Origin of the sequence: Spirosoma sp. 48-14, from assembly GCF_001898575.1 — a bacterium.
Lineage (GTDB): Bacteria > Bacteroidota > Bacteroidia > Cytophagales > Spirosomataceae > Spirosoma.
Genome location: NZ_MKUD01000018.1, coordinates 45735 through 63374, shown reverse-complemented (window position 1 = coordinate 63374; position 17640 = coordinate 45735). Strand labels below are relative to the sequence as shown.

Here is a 17640-nt window from a genome sequence, read left to right as displayed (position 1 = left end):
CTGTAGAATCCCCCATTCAAATTAAATACAAGGAAACAGACGTTGTTTTATGCAATGTTGATGAAAGAAACAGTTAATAATTTTAAATATGATTATTTAATAGGTTTATTCGTAACCAAAATAAGTATATTCGATTTTATGATCCGGTGCTACTAAAAAAGTTGATGTTTTTGAGTAATTTTGAATGTAGGGTTAGCTTCTGGAAAATAACAAAACCACGTTATTTATAAAATTTAGCGAACGCCTTTCCTGGTAATTTTAGCTCCGACTAAACCTATCAGCATTAACAGCCGTAACTTTTAAGATCTATATGCACCGTAAACCTACATCCATGACGATTTTGATAGCTGATGACGACACAGACGATCGCCTGTTTATGGATAAGGCGCTTCGTCAGAGTGGTTATGTGCATACTATTCAGTTCGTTGAAGATGGAGAAGAATTGATGGAATATCTGCGTCGGGAAGGGCGATACAACGAAAAAAATGCTCCCTGGCCCAATTTGCTAATTCTTGACCTGAATATGCCCCGTAAAAATGGTTTTCAGGCCTTGAGTGAGATAAAAGATGATCCTAAACTTCGCCGATTGCCCGTTGTTGTGATGACCACATCAACTGCCGACGAGGATGTACTTAAAACGTATAATCTGGGAGTGAATTCGTTTGTGACAAAGCCATTCAATTTTAATCGATTGGTTGAAATGGTAGGGGCTTTGAAAACGTATTGGATGGATACCGTCAAATTGCCATAACTGGTTGAAAACAGGACGTGTCCTGGCGTCTGGTTCTTAACTGTTTGTTGCTTACAATTTTCTGTATTTGTTATGATTACTGCGCCAGCCACGCTCAATGTTAATGAGAAAAAAGAAATCATTCGCGTGCTTCTGATTGAAGACGACGAAGATGATTACCTGTTGACAAAAGCCCTGGTTTCGGCCAAGGAAAATGCATCGATTAAGCTTGATTGGGTCGATAGTTACGATAGGGCGCTGGCTGCTATTGATAATGACCAGCATGATGTGTATCTGGTCGATTATCGGCTGGGCCATTATACGGGTATCGATTTGATTCAGGAAGCGTTTCAGATGGGATGTCGCGCTCCTATGATTCTGCTGACTGGTCAGGACGATCTTACAGTCGACCAGTCGGCTTTAGAACTGGGAGCTGCCGATTATCTGGTAAAAGGTCGTATCGACGCTCAACTGTTAGGGCGAAGCATTCGGTATGCCCTCCGGCAGGCTAGTGTTCTGGCCGAACTGGTTCAAAAGGAAAATAAGTATCGGACCCTGTTTGAGCGATCGATCGACGCCATCTTTGTGGCAAATGATGAAATGCGCTTTCAGGATGCCAATTCATCCGTCGAGCGCCTGTTAGGCTATAGCCGTGATGAACTTATTCATCTAAATCCAGCCCGCCTTTTTGCCGATCTTAACCAACTCCGTAATCTACGTTTTAACGTACGCGAGCATGGACAGATCAAAGACTTCGAAACCACGCTTATTCACCGAAATGGCCGCAAGCGAATTTGCCAGATTTCGGTCTGGGCCGTTGAAGATGTGATTGGGCATCCTGAATGGTATCAGGGGATTGTACGAGACATCACCGATCAGAAACGCGCTCAACAGGATCTTATTCTGGCTGAAAAGTTGAGTATGACCGGCAAAATCGCCCGAAGTATTGCGCATGAAGTTCGTAATCCGCTGACGAATCTGAGTCTGGCTCTGGAGCAACTCAAAGATGAACTGGATACGGATAGTGAGTTTATCACCATGTTCACTGATATTATCGAGCGTAATGTCGACCGAATTGGGCAGCTTATTACAGAAATGCTTAATTCATCTAAACCGCGTGACCTGGATCGTAAAAAGCAGGATTTCAATCCGGTCGTTCGGGAAACCATTCAACTGATTAGCGACCGCATCAAGTTGAAACGTATGCGGCTCGAAACTCATTTTTCGACCGACGATTGCTCGGCCTTGCTCGATAGGGATCAGGTAAAAACAGCGCTCCTCAATATTCTGGTTAACGCGGTGGAAGCCATGGAAGAAGGGAAAGGTGTTTTGGTCGTCAGGACTGGCTGTACCGATAATAGTCGGGTATATGTAGAAGTGAGCGACAACGGAGAGGGAATCAGTGAATCAGTGCGGCAGCGGTTATTTGATCCGTTTTTTACCGGAAAATCGGGAGGAATGGGCCTGGGCTTAACGGCTACTCAAAACATTATCAATAGCCATAAAGGATCAATCGAGGTCGAAAGTCAGGAGGGCAAAGGCACGACCTTTCGGCTCTATTTCCCCAAATAAAATTGGTATCTACAGAGATATTGATCGTTTCGTATCTATTGAATCTGTTTGACCTATAATTTTCTGGCTTGATTGCTCCTTTACATTCCCTGAGAGCAGACAACTTCAGGCCGAATAAACGAAAGGTAAAAGAGGTTCACCGAAAGAAAAAACCAGCTTTCTACAAAAGCTGGTTTTTTTGTGGAATTAATTGAGTAAAATTTTACACAAACTTCCACAAATGAACTGTAGACAGAGTGAACAAGAGTCGAGAAGAAATATAAAAAAAAAGCATGTGAAGAATACTAAACATCTGATAGATAGGTATTTGGTTTTGCTTTTATAGAAGTATGTTAAGTTGCTGATATATATGGCATAGAAAAAGCATAGTAATAGATAACCTACTAATCGAAACTATGTGGTCTATCACTCATTTTCCAGCGGCCATGCGGTCACTAAGCCCAAGAACACGGGCAAAAGCGATTGAAATTGCAAATCAACTGCAGGAACAAGGGCAGTTAGATCAGCAGCGTATTATCATGATCAGTGTTGATGAAGCCCGCCGATGGGCTCGCCTTGAACGGTCGAACGAGTGGACCATCAAAAATGATCAGCTCTACGCATAAGTACACGTCCTACGAAACACTACTTAACTACCTATTGACAATGATCTGGAAAAAAAATATTTACGATTCTTTAATTAGCTGCTCCGCTCTCTGCAACCAGTTGGCCACGGAGTGTTCAAATGCTGAGGACATCGAAAACTGGTATCGTGGCATATTCCTCAATCTCGATTGTGCTGACATGTGCCGGAATCTGGCTACACTGTATGTGCGGGGTTCTGAAAACGCTCGCCTGTTGGCGAAGGCCTGTATAGAGGTTTGTGAGAAATGCGCGCAGGAAGTGAGTCAGTACAATACAGAGCGTGCCAGCCAGGTTTATGCAATGTGTCAGCAAACCATATGCTGTTGTGTAAACATTATTGATATGGGATACCAAACCGATCTGGAAGCACAAAATCCAGTGACCACTCCAGCATCTTTGTTTTACGGTATCGACCTGCGCCAAACGTTATACAATTAATTTAGTCAATAATTATCAATTGTCAGTCGATAGTTAACCGGCGCAGCTAGGGATATTTTCTCTATCGGCTGGCGACTACTGGCTGACGTTTTTTTTGAAACGTTATGGAGACAAAGCCTCAGATTAACAAACAGTTAGAGAAAGTCCGTGATTTGATCGAGGACATTCGGATAACCATGATGACAACCATTGATCAGGAGGGAAACCTGGTAAGTCGACCAATGGCTGCCTTACAAGTTGACGAAGAGGGGACGATCTGGTTTTTTACGAACCGGACATCACCCAAAGTTGATCAGATTGATCACAATGATCATCGCGTCAACCTTTCGTTTGCCGACGTTGGCAACGCTGATTATGTATCAGTATGTGGTCGTGCCGAAGAACTGGATGATCGGGCCAAAGTAGATGAGCTATGGAATCCACTTGCTAAAGCATGGTTTCCAAAAGGCAAAGATGATCCTGAATTGATCTTGCTGAAGGTGCATATCGATATGGCGGAGTACTGGAGCGCCAGTGATAGTCGCATGGTTCGCTTGTTTCAGCAGGCGGCCGCTTTGGTTACCGGGACACCACCCGATATGGGTGAGAATGAAAAAGTCTATAATTAGGAAAGGAAAAAAGGAGGAAGGGACGAAAGGTGCAAAGGAATCAATAATTGGCTTCTTTGCACCTTTCGTCCCTTCCTCCTTTTTTCCTTTCTTTTATGCCAGCCTCAGGAGCATTGACGAGCGACCTCCAACGGTTATGGTGCTTCCACCTTTAACAGGCTCACCTTTCGGGTGAACCTGCCCGCTAGTGGTATCGACAATAACTTCCCAGGATGCACGTTTTCGGTCTATTTTCGGAAGCTTAAACGGAATATCTTCCCAATAGGCGTTCAGAATCCAGAGTAGCTGCTCATCACCCACATCCTGACCATCTTCGGTTTGTTCGTTTACCCGAAGACCATCGATAAATAAGGCCAGACAAAGCGTGTTAGGGTTATTGAAATCATCACCCGTCATTTCCAGACCATCAGGGCGTACATAGGCTATTTGTTCAGTACCAAAAAAGCGTCGTCGGCTCAGTAGGGGAGTGGCCTGGCGTAAGGCTGTAAGCTGGCTGGTAAATTCAAAAAGGGCCTGTTGTTGTTCAGTCCAGTGCCAATCCATCCAGCTAATTTCACTGTCCTGATTATAGCCGTTGTTATTACCATGCTGTGTACGACCATACTCATCGCCCATAACAATCATAGGCGTTCCCTGACTAAGCAACATGGTTGTCAGGAAATTCCGTTTCTGCCGCTCGCGAAGTTCGTTTACAGACGGATCGTCGGTAGGGCCTTCGACTCCGCAGTTCCAGCTTAAATTATCGTTTGAACCATCACGATTATCTTCGCCGTTCGCTTCGTTGTGCTTGTCGTTATACGTAACAAGGTCATTGAGGGTGAAGCCGTCATGAGCGGTGATGAGATTAATACTATTAGCTGGGGAGCGTCCATCTTCAGCATATAAATCAGGACTACCGAGGATTCGGGTAGCCGTTTCGGCGGCTTTGCCCTGATCGCCTTTCCAAAACGCCCGGAGGGTATCGCGGTATTTGCCGTTCCACTCCGACCATCGAACCGGGAAACCACCCACATGATACGATTGGATATCCCAGGGTTCGGCAATCAGTTTTACCTGGGCCAGAATTGGGTCTTGAGCAACTGTATCCAGAAAGGCAGAAACACTACCAAATTCTTCGTCAGTCCGAATTAGCGCCGACGCCAGATCGAAGCGGAACCCGTCTACGTGCATATCGGTCACCCAATAACGCAGGCTGTCCATCACAAGCTGTAACACGCGCGGATGGCTCAAATTGAAGGTGTTGCCTGTTCCCGTATAATCCATATAATACTCTGGATTATCGCCCACCTGATGGTAATATACCCGGTTGTCGATGCCTTTGAAGGATAGGGTAGGACCCATCTGATTGCCTTCGGCAGTGTGGTTATAGACCACATCAAGAATGACTTCGATTCCCGCTTTATGCAGATTTTTGACCATCTGCTTAAACTCGGTCACCTGTTGGCCCATCATGCCAGCCGACGAATACGTGTTTTGCGGAGCGAAAAAGCCAATGCTGTTGTAGCCCCAATAGCTTTCGTCAGTAAACTGATGAACAGGCAGTAATTCGACGGCCGTAATCCCTAATTTACTCAGATAATCGACACTTTCGGGCGAACCCAGCCCTGCATAGGTGCCCCGGATCGATTCGTCGATGGTTGGATGCAGATGAGTAAATCCCTTTACATGGACTTCATAAATGATTGACCGATGTAAGGGAATAGCCGGAGCCGTATCGTCATCCCAATCGAAAGCCGGGTCGATAACAATGCTTTTTGGCATAGAAGGACCACTGTCTTTTTCGCTTCGAATCAGGGTCGTCTGATGGGGTTCAACACCAACATTATCAGTAGCCAGTTCACCATAGTCGTAGCCCAGCCAGGCATCGTCATGATTAATAGGTGCGTGGATGGCACGCGCATACGGATCGAGCAGGAGCTTAGCCGGATTGAAGTAATGGCCTGAAGCCGGATCATAAGGTCCGTCGACCCGGAAGCCGTACAATTGACCTGGCTTTAAGCCATCCAAATAGATGTGCCAGACCAGATCAGTTCGTTCAATAAGCGGGATGTGTGCTGTTTCTTCAGCGGGATTCGCTGCGTCGTACAAACAAAGTGTAACGGCGGTTGCATTTTCACTGAACAGGGCAAAGTTGACTCCTTCGCCATCATAGGAAGCGCCTAGTGGATAGGGCTTACCTGGTTTGGTTGTAAACGTAGCTTCTACAGGATTTACTTTAGATGCTTTACTCATAACGTTCTTTGTAGAGAATAATGGTTTTGTTGCTTAACTGAGCGTGAAAGGGGAATGTTTAATCGAATGTATAAACACAAAAAAGCCTACCCCCAAAGGGAGCAGGCTTTCCAATCCCACCATTCACTACACTACCAAGGCCAGACGGGCCATTGTTGCATTGGCCGAATCGATACTCTGTTTCTGGCGAAGCAGCAACTCTCGGGTACTGGCTACTAAGTCAGTTTCCTGAAGTACAGAATTATAATTGTTTAGGGCTTCCTGATCGCCCCGGTGGCATTCCTGTACAACGGCTTTATCATCATTGGTGGCAAATGCTGATTTTATATTAATCCAGGCACGGTGCAGATCGGCAACCAGGCTTGTGCTGTCGTCGGGTTCACCGCCCAGTGTTCGTATTTCGCGATCCAGTTCAAGAGCAAACTCAGCTCGTTGGCGCGATTGGGTAAGTAGTAGCGTTTTTAATTCCTGGCTGTCGACATGTTCTGACGCTTCCTGATACCCTTTCTCGGCATCACGATTAAGCGTTAATAATCGACTGAGTTGATCGAGGATTTCACCCCGGGTTACTTTCACATTCATAACGTTGTGTATGTTGTACTGAATAAGAAAAATTTCGTAACGTTTCTAGTTGAGTAAATCAGAAAGTTAAGCCGTCTGAGTAGCAGCTTTTATTTCTCAGGGTCATGCCCCCAGTTTTTAAGTGAATAAGCCCAGTCGGAGTTAGCTACATGCTCAGGACGCTGAGCGCTATGTCGTTTTACATAACCAACTACTTTCTGCATATGCTCATAATCGCTTTCCGTTAATTCTCCGACCTTCTTTTGTAGAATATCGATAATACGTTTTCCCGACTGATGACCTATAGACTCTTTGCTTCCTTCTTTTGTTTGACCAACTGATTTGGATTCTTCAGTTTGCAACCATTTTGTTAGCGTAGGAGCCGACATATTGACCGCCTTGTCAAACACTTGCCGAATTTCCTTTTTCTCCTGTTCATCGAGCGTTGCTGTCATAACTCAGTTTACAATTTTGTTACTTCGCTGGCTGACTTGATAATTCGCTTATGGTCTTGTTTGATGACCAGGGCTGGTTCGTCAACCGAACCTTTTCGTTTGATCGTAGCGCCCTGAACGGTACGTTCCACATCGTTTGTATGGACTTCTGCTATGGTGCCTTCTGCCTTGCCTTTCCCGTATTTCCAACTCACTTTGTCTCCTTTTTTGGGCTTATCCATCAGCTTTACGTAGGTCAAATAGCGTAGGGTTAGAAGAGCCTTCTAACCCTACGATTAGGTTATTCTCCAAGTTTGCCATTTTTGGCATCACGTTGCATTTTCTTGTTAGCGAAAATGGCAATGTCGACGCGTCGGTTTTTCTGACGACCCGATGCGGTTGCATTGTCAGCAACGGGCTGCGACTCGCCATAGCCTTTTTCATCAACACGGGATGTTTTTACCCCCTGAGTCTCCAAAAAGTTGGCAACAGCATTTGCCCGTTGTTGGGACAGTTTAAGGTTGTGATCGGCCGAACCGGTAGCATCAGCATGACCCTCTACTAGAATATCCGTATCTTCTTCCTTATTGAGCGTTTGGGCAAATTCAACCAGTTGTTGTTTGGTTGAGGACTTCAAAGCATACGAGTCAACGTCAAATAAGATGTCTGAACCGAGTGAAACTTTGATGCCTTCACCCACCCGATCGACCTGAGCGTTGGGTAACTGACGTTGTATTTCTTCGGCACGTTTATCCATCCGTCGGCCGATAACAGCACCAGCTGCTCCGCCAACAGTAGCGCCCAGAATAGCTCCCATAGCGGTTTTGCCTGTAGCTTTACCAATCATGCCGCCGATAACAGCGCCACCACTGGCTCCAACTATAGCACCTTTCTGGGTCTTGTTCAGTTTTTTCTGTTGGGCGCAAGCTATATTTCCAGTCAGTAGTGAAAATGCTAGTGGAATAGCTAACGCTTTTGTTGCAACAGATTTTAGTTCATAATTCATAGCGTTGTGAATATTGGTATTGCTTATAGATGTCCAAACCCTGTACCAGTTTAATCGCCACAACGGGGCGTTTTTGATATTTATCTTGTTAATAGTCTGACATATAATGAGTTGTATTGGGTCAGGGAGGGTAAAAATAGTAATCAAATACCAATATAACGAAGTAGTTTGATAGAGTAACCGGGCAGTAAGATGCATATAGTTGTGGAAAGGGTTCCACAAAATTGATGTCTGTAAATCGTTTTTGAACCGGGTTGCTTTCCGATTAGGCTGATCCCTTTATGAAGTAATTCGAGCCTTTTAAATGGTATAGTTTTAAGTTGTTGATAGTGAAGTGGGTTTAGGTGGATGCTGGTTTATTTTAAACTGTTACGTGCAAACGAAAGTGACCGAAAAAGCGTTAATCTTATGGCCTTTCAATTCGGTTTTACTCCATGTCATTGAACAAATCTTTACTAGCTCTTTTTTTAGGGAGCCTACTGCTTTTCGCGCCAACAGCCTGCAAAACGGTCGATAGTGATAACACCGTAACACCTACACAGCCAGCCGTTTTAGTAAACAGTTCGTTGATCGGAGAGTATTCAACAGATCAGCTGCGGAGTCGATTTACGGGGGCAAATTCGCTTTTACAGGTATTTATTCGGTATGGCATTAAAGCCTACCGACTGGAATACATGACGACCAATACGGATGGGAAATCGGTGAAAGCGTCTGGTGCTTTACTGATCCCGACCACAACGGCGGCCATACCGTTGTTAAGTATGCAGCACGGCACAATCACTAGTGACTCTGATGCGCCTTCAAATTTCGGTCCCAGTAGTGAAGCCTATACATTTGGGTCAGTATTTGCCTCTCAAGGGTATATTATCGCAGCACCTGACTACATCGGTTACGGGGCTTCGAAAGATTTACCTCACAGCTACGAACACCGTAATGGTTTGGCGACGGCATCACTCGATATGCTGCGCGCCACGCGTGAGTTTCTGACGAGTCAACGCCTAAACTGGGACACTCGCCTATTTCTGGCTGGCTACTCAGAAGGGGGCTATGCAACAATGGCGCTACAGAAAAAAATAGAAGAAGAGGCTGGCAATGAGTTCAATCTGGTCGCATCGAGTTGTGGGGCCGGTGCCTACGATAAGCCAGCGTTTATGAGCTATATTCTGAATCAAAAAACGGGGGGAGACGCCAGTATCAATCGGTTGTATATATGGGTGCTTCTTACCTACGACCGAATTTATGGCCTGAATCGGCCCATGAGCTATTACTTTAAAGAACCGTATGCATCGCAGGTGGCCGCATCAGGAAAAGATGCATCCATCAGCGTTAGCCTGAATCAGGCCTTTACAGATAGCTTCAAACAGGCTGTCAACGATGGAACGGATAAGGGATTTCTGGCGGCTGTGCAGGATAATGATATTCATGACTGGAAACCCCGAACCCGCACCCAGCTTTATCATGGTGATGCAGACGAAATTGTCTTTTACCTGAATTCGAAAAATGCCTACGAGGCCATGCAGAAGCGTGGCGCCACGAATGTAGAGCTGATCACTATGCCGGGTGCAACCCATGCCACGGGCGTTGTTCCCTTCATTACAGGCACGTACTCGTTCTTTGGTTCAATTCAATAAAATCGGCTCTTGGATATTGCTTTAGCCCGTTTCACAGACGCGACTCTCATTTAGCTACGATACAATTGCTGATGTCTCTAAATAAAACTGCCCGAAAACGTAACGATTTCGGGCAGTTTTATTTAGAGACATCAGCTTAGTTTACTTTGAGAATGGTATAGGCTGCCTGATTAGGTTGTCGGGTTGTAGTACCGATGGTGGTTCGGGCGCGATCGTCATCGCTAATGAGCAGCAGTTGGTTCCGGTCGAGTAGGGTCAGGTCTTCGGCTTTGTGGCCAGGCGTATGAATCGGCTGGCCCTGGGCATTGCGTATCAATGAGAATGGTTTGCCTGCGTATAAGTCAGTTGGGCTAATAGCCCAGAGATAGGCATCCAGTTGGCCATTCGCTTCCATTGAGGTCAATAGCCAGAAGCACCCTCGGTATGGATCGTACTCCAGACTGGATAAAGCCAGCGGTTTAGGTAGCGAGGGCTCAGCAGCGGCAATATTGAAGTTGTTAATAATTTTCCAGTCATCGGCCAGTCGGATACGCTCCATATCGCCTTTTTTCTCGATCTGGTACGATACGCTGATGATTTTGGCCTGGTAGGTAAAGCTTTCGTACGATTTGCCTTCCTCCCGAATCCCGAACAGGAGCTGTTTATCCGTTGCGGCTAGCCCTTCGATCTTGACGTATGGAATCGCGCCCGGAAATTCTGAAGTAGCCAATAACTGGGCAATGCGTTGGCGGTAGGCTATTGATGTTCGGCTGGTATCATCGGGGGCAAGTACGTGTGGATGTTGTTCGTCGCCACTGCGCCAGTAGAGAATGGTGTTGTAACTATCCCAGTCATGACTTCCCGACTTTACCCGGTCGAATGCTGTTGTGAGCAGTACGAAACGCCGGTCAGGCGTTTGAGCGAAATCTTCATATTTTCGGGTTGAGCAGTAGATGGGGCGTGTGAGGTAGGTGGGTGAACTGGTGGAGTCGGCCAGATCATCGAGTGTTTTCATAAAAACCGGGCTCTGACCGGCAGGCATATCTTTGTCGTTGGCAAACAAAATATGTTTTCCATCAAACAAGACCGCCGACGCTTCACACCAGACGGGTTGACCGTTGAGCGAGGTCCCTGGTGCAAAGCAGGTCAGAAACCCTTCCTGCGCAATACTGGCGGTGGTAGGAAGTGATTGATGAGGAAGTTTCGCTGTTTTACAACCGTACGAAAACAGTCCAGCCACGATTACAAGGGCAGGTAATTTGTAATTCATCAGATAGTTTTTGGTTTGAGAGTTGCTGATTACTGTACATTTGGGTAGTCAGCGCAAATTTCAGAATGCAAACTACGAAGCAGAAAAGATAGGCTGCAAACGGAGTTCATTAACGGCGCAAAATAAAGCCGACGCCATGCACATTGTCGATTCGGATAGCTGGTATCTGCGTTAATCGTTTGCGGAGCCTGGAAATGAATACATCCAGACTACGGCCCATGAAATAATCATCATCGCCCCAAACGGCCCGTAACAACTCATCGCGTCGAACCAGCGTATTAGGACGATCCAGCAAATAGGCCAGCACAGCGACTTCACGGTGTGTCAAATGCTGAACCTGACTATTGATTGTCAGCGTAAGATTTTGCCGATGAAGGGCAAAGTCCGTTGTTGGTAGTTGGGGTTGTTGAATGACTGTACGGCGGAGGAATACGTTGATTTTCAGAATCAGCTCTTCGATGCTAAACGGCTTGGTCAGGTAATCGTCGGCTCCCAGTCTCAAGCCCTGCAGGCGATCCTCTTTATTAGCTAAAGCACTCAGAAACAGAATGGGAATCAGGGTATTGACTGAGCGAATTTGGCGGGCAAGCGTAAAGCCATCACTCTGAGGCAACATGACATCCAGTAAACACACATCGAACGAGCCAGCCTGAAAAGCCTCCCAGGCTTCTGGGCCAGTGGTACAATGAGTTACCCGAAAGGGGACATTTTCGAGTGTGTCTCGAATAACAAATCCCAGGTTTACGTCATCTTCAACGAATAAAATGCGAGCGGGTGTCAAGGCTTAAAGAGCGAAAGGGTGAATGAGCGAACGAGTGAAAAGCTTAGGCTAAACGGATCACTCGTTCGCTCATTCACTCTTTCGCTTTTAGTTAGTATGGTGAATGTGCTTCCTGTGCCGGGTTCGCTGGCAAGTGTTAGGCGCCAGCCGTGTGCCCGAATAACCTGCCGGACGTAATACAGGCCGAGCCCAAAACCTTTTACGTTGTGGGTATGCCCCGAACCAACCCGAAAAAATTGCTGGAAAATGGCTTTTTGATGCTCAGGAGCAATTCCGATGCCATTGTCACTGACCGACCAGATTAGCTTGCCGTGTTCCTGTCGGGTATGCAATACAATACGTGGCGATTTGTTGCAGTATTTCAGGGCGTTATCGATCAGGTTATTCAGCGTGGTTTCAAGATGATACCGATCGGCATACAGGCTAGCGTCGGTTGCGGTCAGGTTAAGGGTTATGTGGGGAGCAAACTGGTGGACCGCTTCGGTCATTAAGTCGTGTAGGTTAACCTCGGCCCGTTCGAGCGAAAAGCCGGTTCGTTCGGATTTCGCCAGTTGTAAAATGCTATTGATTTGTTTTTGCAGCCGTTGGCTTTCTTCACCTAATACCCGTGCGTATTGTTTGAGTCGGTTCGGTTGTTGGGTTATTCCATCGGTTTGCAGAACATCGGCTGCTACCCGAATCGTTGAAATGGGCGTTTGTAGCTCATGAGTGATGTTATTGATAAAATCCCGCTGTACTTCGGTAAGCCGACGTTGTTTTAAAACAACGCTGAGTGTATACCCGAAAAATAGTACGACTAATAGCACAGCTACGGTTGACCATACCCATCCGGTCAACTGCCCGGCGACGAACCCAGCCTGGTTCGGAAAACGGATACCGAAATAGTAGGTGTATCGAGGGAATTTGGGCAGATTTCGGATACTCTGGAGCCTGCCTTTTGTCAGGGCACTTGTGCCTACGTAAGCACCATAGACCATCCGGTCGGTTTCGCAGTTGTAAATGCCGTATTCGTAGTCTGTAATCAGATTATGGGCCTGAAGAGAACCCTGGATAAAGGTTTCAAGGGCTGCCGGGTCGATGGGCGCATCTGTGTTGACAATAAAATAATCGTCGGAGAGCTGGGTAACAGCGTAGCGATTCAGTGTAAAATGGTTTAGCCGGGCTACCTCATCCGCTACATCCTGCAAGGCAATGAATGCCGACTGGCGAAACTGCCTTTCGCGCAGTGCATAGGCGTTTCGTACCCACACTACCTGTACTGCGAGGATACCGATAATGGAAAGTACCGAAAGAAGAACCAGTAGCCGCAGTCGAGACATATTCAATGAGTGATTGAGTGCATGTAAAGTACGGACTATTCGCTGAATCACTCAATCGCTCATTCGTCAATTTGTGCTCCATTAACAACTCGTTAACAAACGTTAGCGACTGCTTAACAGAGTTGTACAGAAGCAGGAGGTAGGTTTGCATAGTCGCCTGAGTGGGCAGTACATAACAAATCCTATCAAACCAATTTTCTATGAAACGTCTTCTGTTTATCGGCTCTCTTTTCGTATTGACAGCCTCTATTGCCATGACGGTACCGACTGCGTTGTTCAACTGGAAGAACGCTACCCACGATTTTGGTCGTATTTCGCAGGGAAAGCCTGTTACGGTTGAATTTGCTTTTACCAACAAGGGCGAACTACCACTCGTGATCAACCGGGCGCAAGGCTCCTGTGGCTGCACAGGGGTCGACTATCCGAAAGCGCCGGTGATGCCCGGACAGGCCGGTACGATTAAAGCGACCTATAATGCGGCTGCGATAGGCGCGTTCAACAAGTCGGTAACGGTAGAGTCGAATGCCGAGGGTGGAACAGTTGTCCTATCTTTCAAAGGCGAAGTAGTGAAAGAAGCTGGGGCGGCTCAGTAAAACTCAACGCAGTAAACCACAAGAGCCGGATTGACGTCCGGCTCTTGTGGTTTAAATCAATTGCATCTTAGCTACTTTGGGATCAACGTGAACCAGGTCATGCTCAAAATCAAGCTTTATGCGCCACTTCTGCATGGTAGCCGCTCCAATAATTGCTTCTTCACTCAGGCCTGGTACTACCAGAAATTCATCGGAGAGTAGAACATCATCGATGTAGAAATCTAGACGAACAACGTGTTTAACTTCGATATAGTGGCCTTCCGCTGCTGTAGCAATACGTCTAATTCTCCCCAGGCTAACTGGTATTTCTAGATCAGCTACATACTCAGGGCTGATACATGAAAGATTAGCTCCGCTGTCGAAGAGGGTATAGATGTGTTTCTCCCCCTGGGAGCCTGCATAAAGTAAGGGTTTCTTGATTATGGACATGTCGGCAATTTGTTTGCTCGAAGTTACATATAGAAATGGATAATGCACAATGAATAATGGACAATGAGAGTTACTGATCAAGTGCTTTCATTATTCATTGTGCATTATCCATTCTTAATTCGATCCACCACTCGAAATCTGCTGTGGCTCCACGGCTAAACCATACTTCATTTCACCCCGGTCTTTCTCCACAGCTGTGCGTCCTTCTTTCATCCAGAGTGGCATAGGCGCATCTTTGAGGTAATAATCAAAGAACTGATACAGGCGTATACTCAGATCTTTAGCGTTGTGGCGTTGAGTAAGGTTATGCCCTTCGCCGTTGTAGACCAGCATCCAGACGGGCTTGTTCAACCGGCGGAGGGCTGAGTAAAACTCAATGCCCTGATACCAAGGTACAGCCCCATCGGCATCGTTGTGCGTCATCATGAGTGGGGTCTGAATACGATTGGCGAAGAAAAGGGGTGAGTTTTCAATGTAATTCATCGGTTTATCCCACAGCGTTCCGCCGATTCGGCTCTGCGTTTTCTCATACTGAAACTGACGGACAATGCCTGTTTCCCAGCGAATACCTCCATATGCTGAGGTCATGTTGGCCACAGGAGCGCCCGCTTCGGCCGCCCGAAATAGATTGGTACGAGTAATGATATAGGCCGTCTGATAGCCGCCCCAGCTTTGTCCCTGAATGCCGAGTCGATCCCGATCCACGAAACCTTTGTCGATCAGGCTCAGTACACCCGGCACAATACAATCGTAGGCATTCGGCCCTGGCTGACCTGTGGTGTACACAATGTCCGGGATGAAAACCAGATACCCATTCGAGACACAGTAAGCTACATTGATAGTCGAACGGCTCGGCGCTGGAGCTTTGTAATCATTCAGGGTTTCGGCATTCCGCTCGTAGAAGTACGTAAGCATGGGGTACTTCTTTTTCGGGTCGAATCCTTCCGGTTTATACAATAGCCCTTCCAGTTTGACGCCGTTGGTACCCAGCCAGCTTACCAGTTCAACACTCCCCCAACGAATGCTGTCCTGCTGCGGGTTGACGCGGGTAAGTTGAACGGCATTAGCTAGCGTGCTATCTGTCTGGAAAAGATTGATCGGTTCCTGAAAATTCCCTCGATAGAAGGTCATCGTCGAGGCATTTTTGGCTTTGTTCAGGCCAAAATATCGGTGATTGCTACGCTTCAGGGTTGTGGGTTCCAACGCTGAGAGGCCATTCTTACTCTTTAAAATTCCCGTCGACTTATCGCTTTCCCAGATCCCTGTGAAAAATACTTCAGCCTTGGGGTCAATGGGTTTATCGGGTGTCGATCGACCAAATCCGGGTCCTGGGGTGTCGTCTTCGCCCATATCGGCATACCGGAGTCGAACGCCATTTTTTCGGCCCCAGCCTGCAGTCAGATTGGTCGGCTTTTCGCGACCCGTCGGATCGACCTGCCAGATGTCGTAGCGGTCATAGAGCCACAGGTAGCGGTCGCCTGTGGTCCAGCCAGCCGATCCATAGGCACCCGGTAGGTTAGGCGTGTCGTGTTCCTCATCGAAAAACTTGCTGGGCAAACCGCGTGTCAGATCGATGCGTTTGTTTTCAGCAATGGACCATGCCCGCCAGAGCGAATCCCGTTCGTCGAACCAGTAAGCGTACTGACCACCGGGCGATAATTTGGGCTGCGATGCCATCACATCGTTGCCTATCCGTTTTTTCTCGCCCGTCTGGCTATCAATCAGATACAGGTCGGTATGGCCAGGGTCCCAGGAGGATTGTACCTGATACGGTAAATCACTTAGTCCAAGAAGGTACCGCGAGTTGACTTTAGGGTCAAACGCAACAGTAGGTATCTCACGGTTGGCCAGCATCGTAACTTTTCCGGTGGTTAGATCGGCCAGCGTCAGAAAACCGCGTTCTTTTTCTTCCTTAAGCCGACGTTGCTGCATCGGTTGCAGGCGCGTATCTGTCCAGGTCCAGATGTCCATTTTTACTTTTTCCTCGTCTGGAGTCAGCGTGTCTTTAGTTGGTTTGGGAGGAATGGGCGACGTGGAGAAATAAAGGCGCTTGCCATCTTCGGCAAATTTGGGTTCCCGAAATTCGTTGACCGACCAGCCTTTGGGCAGAGCTTTCTGGGTTGTATCGGCCAAAATCCGGTAAGGTGCTTCAGGCTCAGCTGATTTGCTTTTCTTTCCTTTTGATACGATGGGTGCGGCCATGCTTTTGTAATAGAGCGTAAATACTTTTACATCGGCACCTGCACTATCGGCCGAGGCCATCCACGCGACCTGATCGCCGGTTTTGTCGATCGCCAATCCTTTGTAAATCTTGCGTTTCGAGCTAGTGTCCACCAGCATAGTTTGTCCGCTGGCCGTATTGAACAGGAACACACCCGGCACCGCATTATCACTTGCTTTCAGGGTATCGATGGCTGACTCTTTGCTGTAAAACACTTTCTGGCCGTTGTCCGAAATGGCCACGTTCGATACGTATCGGAAGGTTTTGCGGGAGCCGTCAGCCAGATTCAGAAGTGTCAGATCATCACCTTTGGGCCGTTTTGATGGTCCTCGGCGGGTAGCAACTGTCGTTGTTGAAACGGGAGCCGAAGGAAGTAAGGTATCTTTCTGGGTTTGGGTTGTTGCACGAGGGGCTGGTCTTGAGGGATCGTCTTTGCGTTCCTGAACCACGGCTAGCCACGAACCACCATCTTTACCAAATGTATACGATTTTACATTGGCGAACCGGACCGATTTACCCGTAGCCAGATTCAATGCCACCAGACTGTCTTTGGGCATCTCGTCGGGTTTTTTCTTTTTGAGCTTGGCTTTGCGGGTATCGGCTGCTGGAGCTTTAAGCCGCATAATCAGGTACTTGCTATCGGGAGTGAACTGGGCCATATACCCGCGAGCGAAGCTATAGCGTGGCTGTGTACCTCCGGTAGTGCTGGCTACTTCCAGCCGGCCATCGCCCTCCTGGCGGTCGATTTGGTAGGAAATCCATCGCCCATCAGCCGATATTTTTTCAGATCGAACGCTTTGCCATCGGTCATAGTCCGATGCATTAAGGGGGCGTTTTTGAATTTGGGCGAAGAGAGGTATCGAACTAAAAAAACAGAGTAAAAGTTGAGTGAAGCGTGTCATTTGGAGGAAAGTTAAGACTCACTAAACTACTAAAAATCTGCTAGTTTGCGAGGATGAATGGCCGAAGTGTCATCAATTATAGGTTTCGTTCTGTTTATACTTTGATAACTACCAGGTTATTTTTATGCGGTTATGAGCGTTTATCAGGCTATACGAAATTTGACACCGCTAGAAAAATAATGGGTTGGTCAAAACATTATTGAATGAAAATTGTTTGATAGTAAAGCATGTACGGACTGATTGTCGATATAAGGGATATAATGTATTGCTGTAAATAGGATTCTATAGAATTATTATACCTGCAACAATG

At 47.0% G+C, this 17640-nt stretch carries 17 protein-coding genes; 7 read left to right on the top strand and 10 right to left on the bottom strand.

What is annotated here, in order from left to right; all coding sequences use genetic code 11:
- The first annotated feature begins 331 nt into the window (after positions 1-331).
- From BGO59_RS11365 to BGO59_RS11345, 5 genes are all read left to right on the top strand, one after another.
- Positions 332-751, top strand: coding sequence for a response regulator (locus BGO59_RS11365; protein WP_293683738.1), 420 nt, complete (start codon positions 332-334; stop codon positions 749-751).
- Positions 752-823: 72 nt separating this feature from the next.
- Complete coding sequence (locus BGO59_RS11360) at positions 824-2302, top strand: hybrid sensor histidine kinase/response regulator (protein WP_293683737.1); 1479 nt, start codon at positions 824-826, stop codon at positions 2300-2302.
- A 395-nt stretch (positions 2303-2697) separates the two neighbouring features.
- A complete protein-coding gene (locus BGO59_RS11355; protein WP_293683736.1) occupies positions 2698-2907 on the top strand; it encodes a DUF2188 domain-containing protein in 210 nt (69 codons plus the stop codon).
- A 40-nt stretch (positions 2908-2947) separates the two neighbouring features.
- Positions 2948-3364, top strand: coding sequence for a four-helix bundle copper-binding protein (locus tag BGO59_RS11350; RefSeq protein WP_293683735.1), 417 nt, complete (start codon positions 2948-2950; stop codon positions 3362-3364).
- A 104-nt stretch (positions 3365-3468) separates the two neighbouring features.
- Positions 3469-3972, top strand: coding sequence for a pyridoxamine 5'-phosphate oxidase family protein (locus BGO59_RS11345; RefSeq protein ID WP_293683734.1), 504 nt, complete (start codon positions 3469-3471; stop codon positions 3970-3972).
- A gap of 93 nt (positions 3973-4065) precedes the next feature.
- Here the strand turns inward: BGO59_RS11345 and glgX are convergent, their stop codons facing one another.
- The 5 genes from glgX to BGO59_RS11320 all read right to left on the bottom strand — a co-directional run bounded on the left by glgX (position 4066) and on the right by BGO59_RS11320 (position 8205).
- A complete protein-coding gene (gene glgX, locus BGO59_RS11340; RefSeq protein WP_293683733.1) occupies positions 4066-6204 on the bottom strand; it encodes a glycogen debranching protein GlgX in 2139 nt (712 codons plus the stop codon).
- A gap of 126 nt (positions 6205-6330) precedes the next feature.
- On the bottom strand, positions 6331-6786 hold the full coding sequence (locus BGO59_RS11335; protein ID WP_293683732.1) for a PA2169 family four-helix-bundle protein: 456 nt from the start codon (positions 6784-6786) through the stop codon (positions 6331-6333).
- An 89-nt stretch (positions 6787-6875) separates the two neighbouring features.
- Positions 6876-7220, bottom strand: coding sequence for a DUF3140 domain-containing protein (locus BGO59_RS11330; RefSeq protein WP_293683731.1), 345 nt, complete (start codon positions 7218-7220; stop codon positions 6876-6878).
- Positions 7221-7228: 8 nt separating this feature from the next.
- The gene (locus BGO59_RS11325) at positions 7229-7459 is read right to left on the bottom strand and encodes a DUF2945 domain-containing protein (RefSeq protein WP_365981887.1); all 231 of its coding nucleotides are present in this window, start codon (positions 7457-7459) and stop codon (positions 7229-7231) included.
- 41 nt (positions 7460-7500) lie between these two features.
- Positions 7501-8205, bottom strand: coding sequence for an OmpA family protein (locus BGO59_RS11320; protein WP_293683730.1), 705 nt, complete (start codon positions 8203-8205; stop codon positions 7501-7503).
- Between the two features lie 434 nt (positions 8206-8639).
- Between BGO59_RS11320 and BGO59_RS11315 the strand changes: the two genes are divergently transcribed.
- Positions 8640-9836, top strand: coding sequence for a prolyl oligopeptidase family serine peptidase (locus tag BGO59_RS11315; RefSeq protein ID WP_293683729.1), 1197 nt, complete (start codon positions 8640-8642; stop codon positions 9834-9836).
- Positions 9837-9972: 136 nt separating this feature from the next.
- Here the strand turns inward: BGO59_RS11315 and BGO59_RS11310 are convergent, their stop codons facing one another.
- The 3 genes from BGO59_RS11310 to BGO59_RS11300 all read right to left on the bottom strand — a co-directional run bounded on the left by BGO59_RS11310 (position 9973) and on the right by BGO59_RS11300 (position 13185).
- Positions 9973-11085, bottom strand: coding sequence for a hypothetical protein (locus tag BGO59_RS11310; protein WP_293683728.1), 1113 nt, complete (start codon positions 11083-11085; stop codon positions 9973-9975).
- A gap of 109 nt (positions 11086-11194) precedes the next feature.
- On the bottom strand, positions 11195-11866 hold the full coding sequence (locus BGO59_RS11305; protein WP_293683727.1) for a response regulator transcription factor: 672 nt from the start codon (positions 11864-11866) through the stop codon (positions 11195-11197).
- Positions 11863-13185, bottom strand: coding sequence for a HAMP domain-containing sensor histidine kinase (locus BGO59_RS11300; protein ID WP_293683726.1), 1323 nt, complete (start codon positions 13183-13185; stop codon positions 11863-11865). The genes BGO59_RS11305 and BGO59_RS11300 overlap by 4 nt, the downstream gene beginning before the upstream one ends.
- Before the next feature lie 200 nt (positions 13186-13385).
- Between BGO59_RS11300 and BGO59_RS11295 the strand changes: the two genes are divergently transcribed.
- Complete coding sequence (locus BGO59_RS11295; RefSeq protein ID WP_293683725.1) at positions 13386-13778, top strand: DUF1573 domain-containing protein; 393 nt, start codon at positions 13386-13388, stop codon at positions 13776-13778.
- Positions 13779-13829: 51 nt separating this feature from the next.
- Here BGO59_RS11295 and BGO59_RS11290 read toward each other — a convergent pair whose 3' ends face one another.
- Both BGO59_RS11290 and BGO59_RS11285 read right to left on the bottom strand, forming a co-directional pair.
- Complete coding sequence (locus tag BGO59_RS11290; RefSeq protein ID WP_293683724.1) at positions 13830-14207, bottom strand: retropepsin-like aspartic protease; 378 nt, start codon at positions 14205-14207, stop codon at positions 13830-13832.
- Between the two features lie 114 nt (positions 14208-14321).
- Entirely contained in the window at positions 14322-17330 is a 3009-nt protein-coding gene (locus tag BGO59_RS11285) for a prolyl oligopeptidase family serine peptidase (RefSeq protein ID WP_293683723.1), read from the bottom strand.
- Between the last annotated feature and the right edge of the window lie 310 nt (positions 17331-17640).

Bases quoted from the DNA above. Each gene is read 5' to 3' on its own strand.
- BGO59_RS11320 (WP_293683730.1), bottom strand. From the start codon at position 8,205: ATGAATTATGAACTAAAATCTGTTGCAACAAAAGCGTTAGCTATTCCA.
- BGO59_RS11335 (WP_293683732.1), bottom strand. From the start codon at position 6,786: ATGAATGTGAAAGTAACCCGGGGTGAAATCCTCGATCAACTCAGTCGA.
- BGO59_RS11365 (WP_293683738.1), top strand. From the start codon at position 332: ATGACGATTTTGATAGCTGATGACGACACAGACGATCGCCTGTTTATG.
- BGO59_RS11360 (WP_293683737.1), top strand. From the start codon at position 824: ATGATTACTGCGCCAGCCACGCTCAATGTTAATGAGAAAAAAGAAATC.
- BGO59_RS11285 (WP_293683723.1), bottom strand. From the start codon at position 17,330: ATGACACGCTTCACTCAACTTTTACTCTGTTTTTTTAGTTCGATACCT.
- glgX (WP_293683733.1), bottom strand. From the start codon at position 6,204: ATGAGTAAAGCATCTAAAGTAAATCCTGTAGAAGCTACGTTTACAACC.
- BGO59_RS11350 (WP_293683735.1), top strand. From the start codon at position 2,948: ATGATCTGGAAAAAAAATATTTACGATTCTTTAATTAGCTGCTCCGCT.
- BGO59_RS11315 (WP_293683729.1), top strand. From the start codon at position 8,640: ATGTCATTGAACAAATCTTTACTAGCTCTTTTTTTAGGGAGCCTACTG.
- BGO59_RS11295 (WP_293683725.1), top strand. From the start codon at position 13,386: ATGAAACGTCTTCTGTTTATCGGCTCTCTTTTCGTATTGACAGCCTCT.
- BGO59_RS11300 (WP_293683726.1), bottom strand. From the start codon at position 13,185: ATGTCTCGACTGCGGCTACTGGTTCTTCTTTCGGTACTTTCCATTATC.
- BGO59_RS11345 (WP_293683734.1), top strand. From the start codon at position 3,469: ATGGAGACAAAGCCTCAGATTAACAAACAGTTAGAGAAAGTCCGTGAT.
- BGO59_RS11290 (WP_293683724.1), bottom strand. From the start codon at position 14,207: ATGTCCATAATCAAGAAACCCTTACTTTATGCAGGCTCCCAGGGGGAG.
- BGO59_RS11330 (WP_293683731.1), bottom strand. From the start codon at position 7,220: ATGACAGCAACGCTCGATGAACAGGAGAAAAAGGAAATTCGGCAAGTG.
- BGO59_RS11310 (WP_293683728.1), bottom strand. From the start codon at position 11,085: ATGAATTACAAATTACCTGCCCTTGTAATCGTGGCTGGACTGTTTTCG.
- BGO59_RS11355 (WP_293683736.1), top strand. From the start codon at position 2,698: ATGTGGTCTATCACTCATTTTCCAGCGGCCATGCGGTCACTAAGCCCA.